Raw genomic sequence first — 3498 nt, 5'->3', positions numbered from 1 at the left:
CGGACCACAAGCCAGGGCTGGGAGTGGCAGCAGGACCAGGCGGTCGTGCCGCCCCTGTACGTGCTCGCCACCCGCTCGGACGGCCTCACGGCTGAGGCGATGGAGGAGGTCACGGACGGCCTCACCGCCGAGCCGCTCGCGAACGGCGGCGAGCGCGAGTTCGAGGTGTTAGTCGAGCCCGACAAGCCGCTCGACGTGGACGTGACCTTCTCCGCCTGGAGCGCGATCAACCCAAACGGGACCGGCGGGCTTACCGAGGAGGTCAACCTTCCGGCATCGTTCGATGTCACCCTGGGCCAGACGCGAACACTCGAGTTCAGCTGGTTCATGTTCGATGTTGACAACGAGAAGACGCTGGCGTACGTGACCCGCACCGAGCGCGGGTTGAAGGTGCGCGTAGTCGGCGACCGGTACCAGTTCGGGCCGAACCCCTTCGCGGGCATCAGGCACGTCGCCTATCTGCTCGAGGTCACGGCGGTTACGGGCACGGCGTGGACGCGAAGCAACGAGGCGGTGACGGCCGAGTTCAGCCTCGCAAACGGTGACGTTGTGCCCGGGCCGGGCGGCTCCAACGCCCTGGAGATATCGACGGCGTTGTACGGCGAGCGTGAGGCGACCATCAGGAGCGATGTGTTCCAGCTCACCCCAGAGCAGGCCCAGGCGGTGGCTCAAGGTTACGTGCTGTTCAACATCAACCCCCGCACCGTGAGGGACGTTCAGCAGAGCGAGTGGAACCGTTACCCGGTGAAGTTCGACCACGTGGGCAGGCTGGTCGACCTGCCGAACGGTGAGCGCGCTGTCGTCGAGAATCGCTCCTACTCGGACTCGTTCGCGCCTGACGGCGGGTTCATGCAATCGACGTTCACGGCCACCGTGCAGGAGGTCGTGATCGACACGACCACCGAATACCTGTACCTAGACGACGGCAACTACATGCGGCTCGACGACGGTCAGCTCGTCGAGGCCAGCTGAGGGAGGCCCCCGTGGCGAAGTGGATCGATAAGCCCGGCCTGTCCGCCGGCCAGCTCGCGGACGGCGACAAGGTGCTTGTTGGGGACGTGTCGGAGGCGGCCGGGAGTCGAGACAAGACGACTACCCTGGGTGACCTGCGGGCGTTCCTGGGCGCCGGGGTAACCGTCGCGGTCAGCCAGGCCAGCCACGGCCTCGCCGTGGGTGACGTAATCCGGCACAACGGCACCAGCTACGTGAAGGCCACCGCGGACACGAGCGCGAACGCGGAGGCGGTCGGGATCGTCACGACCGTCCCTGACGTGGACAGCTTCACATATCAGACGGCTGGTCTCGTCACAGGCTTGTCGGGGTTGACGGCTGGGGAGTTGTACTACCTCCAGGACGATGGCACGCTCGGCACGAGCGCGGGTACGGTCACGAAGGGCGTGCTGATCGCCGTGTCCAGCACGTCTGGCGTGATGGTGCTCGCCGTTGGCACATCCGGCGGCGCGAGCGCGTTCACTGACCTCTCCGACACACCAGCGTCCTACGCGGGAGCAGGCGGCAAGGTCGTCGCCGTCAAGGGTGACGGCACCGGCCTGGAGTTCGCAGACGCACCAACGGGAGCCAGCCCGTACGACCTCAACCTAGGCTTCGCCGGCAGCCCTAACGCCGGCGCCGCCGACGTCGTCCTTGCACCCAGGGCGGTCACGATCGACGACGCCGACCCAGGCGAGGTGTACGTGGGCGTGAACCCCACGGACGGCACGGCCACGATCGACATCCAGGTGAACGGCGTCAGCGTCGGCGGCATCGACATCACGACCGGCGGAGTCGTCACGTGGGACCTCTCGGCGGACATCCAACTGAACACCGGCGACCGCCTCGCGCTCGTCGCGCCCTCCCCGGCCGACAGCACGCTCGCGGACGTGATCGTGGCCTTCAGGGGTATCGCTTCGTGAGCCCGCTGATTCGCAGCGTTGGACTCCGCCGAGGCGGCGCGTTCACCCCGCCACCAGCCTTCACGCCCGCCGACCTGCCCGGCCTCGAAGCGTGGTGGAAGGCCGACGCTCTCACGCTCACGGACGGCGACCCGGTGGCGTCATGGCCGGACTCGAGCGGGAACGGGCACGCGATGACGCAAGCCACCAGCGGCCAACAACCCACGTACCAGACGAACGAGCTCAACGGCCTGCCTGTCGTCAGGTTCGACGGTGGTGACATCCTCAGCTGCAGCGACAACCTCGCGAACAGCGGCGTGTTCACCCTGTTCGCAGTAGCGAAGGTCGACGCCACCGGCCTCCGGAGCATCTTGGACAGGGATGGGAGCACCGCCCCTCGCATCTTCCAGTTCAGGCGGTTCGGGGACAACCTAGACCTGATCGCGTTCAACTCCAGTGGCACCGTCGCGTTCGTCGACTCGCAGCCATTACCGACCAGCGTGTGGGCGGTCCTGACCGGCGTCCGCCGTGCCGCCGCAGTGCAGGCGTACGTGAACGGAGCTTCGAACGGCGCGACCGCCGCGGACACCGTCAACATGACCGGGACGCACCCCACGTACATGGGCGGCTTCCGCGACAACAACGGCAACGTCATCCACCCCAACCTCGTCGGTGACATCGCGGAAGTCATCATGTACGACGTCGACCTCAGCGACACCGACCGGGAAGCCGTCGAGGGGTACCTAGCGGCGAAGTATGGCCTCACCCTCGGCTAGCGAGCGCCACCTACCAGCCGACCCGGTTCTCATTCATCCATCCGGGGAGGCGTCCTAGGAGGCGCGCATGCGCACGAACCGTCAGGGTGGTTTCACCCTCATCGAGCTGCTGATCGTCGCGGCCTTCTTCTTCGCCTTGACGCCCTGACCCGGCCCCACAAGCAAGTCCCTGCAGCCCCCGGCCCCGTGCCGGGGGCTTCTTCGTGCAGGAGGGAGACCGTGTGACCCAGGCGCAGTTCATCAGGGAGGTTCGCGCCCTCGCCGCCGAGGTTCCCGGCGTGAACCCCGAAGCGGTCGCGGCGCACGCCGCGAACGAGAGCGCCTTCGGGCAGTCCGGCCTCGCCCTCAAGGCCAACAACCTCTGGGGCGTCAAGGCCACCGGCCAGCACACGCCGTTCTGGAGCGGTGACTACATCGAGCTCCCGACCTGGGAGGTCCGCGACGGCAAGAACGTGCAGGAGCTCGCCAAGTTCCGCCGCTACCCGTCCTGGCGGGAGGCCTAGGCGCGCCGCCACCTGACCGGCCGGCCCGGCACGCGCTCCACCCTCCCGAGGCGCTCCAACACCTCCAGGCGGCGGTGGGTGTTGGTCCGCTCCACGCCCGCCCGCGCCGCTACGTCGGTCGTCGTCAAGGCGTCCGCGCCGAGGGCTTCGAGGACAGCCCGCTGAGACCCCGTCACGGGCTCGCGGGCGGGCACGAACCTCACGAGCGGGTCGAGCACGGCGCGACCGGCGTCAGTCACGCGCCACAGCCGCCCCGCCTTCTCGACCAGGCCCCGCCGCGCCAACGTCCGCAGACTGTAGGACGTGGACTGAGAGTGCCGCCGCCCG

At 68.2% G+C, this 3498-nt stretch carries 5 protein-coding genes; 4 read left to right on the top strand and 1 reads right to left on the bottom strand.

Annotated elements, in window-relative coordinates:
* The 4 genes from VF202_07600 to VF202_07585 all read left to right on the top strand — a co-directional run.
* Positions 1 to 972, top strand: a 972-nt coding sequence (locus VF202_07600; GenBank protein ID HEX7039957.1) for a hypothetical protein, incomplete at its 5' end; no start/stop codon positions are given.
* 11 nt (positions 973 to 983) lie between these two features.
* Positions 984 to 1913, top strand: coding sequence for a hypothetical protein (locus tag VF202_07595; GenBank protein HEX7039956.1), 930 nt, complete (start codon positions 984 to 986; stop codon positions 1911 to 1913).
* A 173-nt stretch (positions 1914 to 2086) separates the two neighbouring features.
* The gene (locus tag VF202_07590; protein HEX7039955.1) at positions 2087 to 2668 is read left to right on the top strand and encodes a LamG-like jellyroll fold domain-containing protein; all 582 of its coding nucleotides are present in this window, start codon (positions 2087 to 2089) and stop codon (positions 2666 to 2668) included.
* Positions 2669 to 2889: 221 nt separating this feature from the next.
* Positions 2890 to 3171: a glucosaminidase domain-containing protein gene (locus tag VF202_07585; GenBank protein HEX7039954.1), complete on the top strand. Its 282-nt coding sequence runs from the start codon at positions 2890 to 2892 to the stop codon at positions 3169 to 3171.
* On the opposite strand, the gene VF202_07580 is transcribed toward VF202_07585, so the two are convergent.
* The gene (locus tag VF202_07580; GenBank protein HEX7039953.1) at positions 3168 to 3455 is read right to left on the bottom strand and encodes a MarR family transcriptional regulator; all 288 of its coding nucleotides are present in this window, start codon (positions 3453 to 3455) and stop codon (positions 3168 to 3170) included. The two genes, VF202_07585 and VF202_07580, sit on opposite strands and share 4 nt — an antisense overlap.
* Between the last annotated feature and the right edge of the window lie 43 nt (positions 3456 to 3498).

Source organism: Trueperaceae bacterium (assembly GCA_036381035.1).
Lineage (GTDB): Bacteria > Deinococcota > Deinococci > Deinococcales > Trueperaceae > DASRWD01.
Note: the sequence above shows the minus strand (reverse complement) of the source record. Positions and strands in the feature narration are given on the sequence as shown.

What these genes read in the sequence shown, in the direction of transcription:
- VF202_07590 (HEX7039955.1), top strand. Translation starts at nt 2,087, where the DNA reads ATGACGCAAGCCACCAGCGGCCAACAACCCACGTACCAGACGAACGAG.